The organism is Nostoc sp. 2RC (genome assembly GCF_014222165.1).
Lineage (GTDB): Bacteria > Cyanobacteriota > Cyanobacteriia > Cyanobacteriales > Nostocaceae > Nostoc > Nostoc linckia.
The window spans coordinates 1-2562 of record NZ_JACKZU010000613.1 but is presented as its reverse complement, the minus strand read 5'-3'; the positions used below and the strand labels follow the sequence as shown (position 1 = coordinate 2562).

Here is a 2562-nt window from a genome sequence, read left to right as displayed (position 1 = left end):
GCCCCATGCCCCATGCCCTATTTGGCCAATTAACTTGCTTGGATGATGCTTAGGAAGATCAGAATAGCAGAGCTAAGGGAGCCGATACCAAACATCAGCGATCGCAAAACGGGTATATTCAAAATATAAAAAATTGAGTAAAGAAAACGTGCAGCCACAAAGGCGATGGCAGCTGTAGCTGCTGTAGAAGAATTTACACCAGTTACGTATGCCATGAATGCGGCTGCGGCAAATACCATAAACGCTTCAAAGGAATTCTGATGTGCCCAAGTGGCTCTTTGAGCATAGGGTGGCAATTTATCAAACATAGCGCGAGGGGCAGACAAATCGTAGCCAACACGCACACGAGCATAAGCTACTACCAAAAAAGGCACGTAAATCAGAACGGCAGCAGCAGCGATGGAGTACAAAAAAATTATCATTGGTTATTAGTCACTAGTCATTAGTCATTGGTCATTGGTCATTGGTCATTGGTCATTAGTCAAATATATAGACGTGCTTTAAGCTAATGCGCCTATATATTGCACTATTTTCCGTATAAATTGTCATTAGTCATTTGTGTTTCTAAAAACAAAGAACTTTTGACAAAGGACAACTTTCACTAGTTAATGTGCAATTTTGTTTGCGTAACAGCTTAGTTTGATTACCACGAACTAGGACAAAGGACGAAGGACTTTTGACAAATGACTAATCAAAGTAAAAGAGTGTCACCACTTTTCTTTGTTCTTCTGCATCTTGACAAGTTTGCAACAAAGTGCGGCTGTCGTGAAATGCAAAGCAAATTAATTGCTGGCAACGAGAAACAATTTCCTTGTTGCACAAGTAACTAGCTTCAGCCAGAGACAGATTATCATTACTGGGATTTTCCACCAGATGCATTACCTGTTCTAGTTGCTGGCGGGATTCTAAGGGCTGGCGTTCCAAGCTTTGGGGTAGAATCACGGTTAACAAGTTTGGATCGGCCCTAGTTGCTCCCCGGATGGCAGCAGAATTTGTACCTATGGCACCAGAAGTGATGATTCGATTACCCGATAAAACCAGGGCATATGTCATCATTTCAATAAGATTCTGATGTGTAATCGGCACATGACGAGAACCCAGCAAGGCAATTCTTTTAGAACCCGTTTGCTGAATTGTCGCCAGTTCTTGCGCTAATGTATCGACGTTAATAAGGTCTGTTGACTGACTCAAAGATAGACATAATCATATTGAACGACCCAGCTATTCTACCAAAGAGCGTGTAGGTGCGAGGCAAACCGAGTTAGACATCACTACAATTTTTCACTTTTTTTGGTTCAACTTCCTTGGGTAAAGAAAATGGGGCACGAACTTTTGACTTTTTAATGCCCAATGCCCCATGCCCAATGCCCCATATCCACTTAATCCCCCAACCCTATTTCCTGTTCTCCGTTCCCTTTTAATAACTCAATGACGCCATCGCACCAAGCTAACCAATGTTTTTCGTAACTAATTCCATTCAAGAGAGTCAAATACTGAAATTGTTCTGGTTGTGAGAGTTTTTGAGGATTCCGAAAGTAATGCTGTTCTAAATTCTTGTATGTAGACAATTTTTCTAGGTGGGCTTTTTGATGTTGCTCTATTTCTGCCAAAATCGTCTCTTTAGAAGCAACACGAGCAGCAAAAATCTTTACAAGTAAATCATCTTTTATTGGTGTGGGTTCAGAAGGTTGAGCAATCCACTTTTTTAGCTGCTGTTCTCCCAAGTCTGTGACAGTGTAAAGCTTTTTGTCTGGCCGTCCTGCTTGCAGAATTGTTTGGCAACTAATCCAACCTTGGTCTTCTAGCTTTGACAGCTCTCGATAAATCTGCTGGTGGCTGGCTGACCAAAAAAAGCCTACAGAGCCATCGAATCGCTTTGCTAAATCATACCCACTACAAGGGGCGTTAATTAGAGCAGCTAATATCGCGTGGGCTAATGCCATGATTTTTAATTCACTACTTGACTTATGCAATTAGTTGCATAAAATAATTATATGCAACTAATTGCATAATAATCCAAAAGCATAAGGAGTGTAACTCATGCCTCAAGTCATGCCAGGAAGATTTACCGCCGAGATCGATGAACCCTTTGTTGTGTTTCTGATTGGGATGAGGATTAACAAATTGTTTGCTTTTTCTAAATGGATTCCCACAGCTAGGGCAATGTCGCCGATGCTACGCAGCCTCCGGCAAAATCCCGAAAAGGGATTTTTAGGGGGAGAAGGTTTCATTTACTCACGGGGAGTAGGGCTGATTCAGTATTGGCGATCGTTTGAGGATTTAGAGGGTTTTGCCAGAAATCCCGCAGATATACATCTAGAAGCTTGGCAAAGGTTTAATCGCTCTGTTGGTGCTGATGGCAGTGTTGGTATTTGGCACGAAACTTATTTAATCGAGCCGGGAAAATATGAGGCAGTCTATGGAAATATGCCTGTATTTGGATTAGCTGCTGCAACTAAGCACGTTCCAGCTAAGGGAAGAAGGGAAACAGCGCGCCGTCGCTTGGGAGGTGACAATGAGCCTGCTGTGCCTTCGCCTGGGGGAGATGGGGAGATGGGGGGA

4 protein-coding genes are annotated in these 2562 nt (G+C 42.7%); 1 reads left to right on the top strand and 3 read right to left on the bottom strand.

What is annotated here, in order from left to right:
* Positions 1-29: 29 nt before the first annotated feature.
* The 3 genes from GNE10_RS33735 to GNE10_RS33725 all read right to left on the bottom strand — a co-directional run bounded on the left by GNE10_RS33735 (position 30) and on the right by GNE10_RS33725 (position 1943).
* On the bottom strand, positions 30-422 hold the full coding sequence (locus GNE10_RS33735) for an MAPEG family protein (RefSeq protein ID WP_185570391.1): 393 nt from the start codon (positions 420-422) through the stop codon (positions 30-32).
* 265 nt (positions 423-687) lie between these two features.
* Complete coding sequence (locus GNE10_RS33730) at positions 688-1191, bottom strand: DNA recombination-mediator protein A (protein WP_073641923.1); 504 nt, start codon at positions 1189-1191, stop codon at positions 688-690.
* Between the two features lie 188 nt (positions 1192-1379).
* Positions 1380-1943 (bottom strand): PadR family transcriptional regulator, encoded by a 564-nt coding sequence (locus GNE10_RS33725; RefSeq protein WP_185570390.1) that lies wholly within the window; start codon positions 1941-1943, stop codon positions 1380-1382.
* Between the two features lie 97 nt (positions 1944-2040).
* On the opposite strand from GNE10_RS33725, the gene GNE10_RS33720 reads away from it, so the two are divergent.
* Positions 2041-2562: DUF4188 domain-containing protein (locus GNE10_RS33720; RefSeq protein ID WP_185570389.1), on the top strand; the 522-nt coding region annotated here is incomplete at its 3' end.

Excerpts from the sequence above, each read along its gene's own strand:
- GNE10_RS33735 (WP_185570391.1), bottom strand. The coding sequence starts at position 422 with ATGATAATTTTTTTGTACTCCATCGCTGCTGCTGCCGTTCTGATTTAC.
- GNE10_RS33725 (WP_185570390.1), bottom strand. The coding sequence starts at position 1,943 with ATGGCATTAGCCCACGCGATATTAGCTGCTCTAATTAACGCCCCTTGT.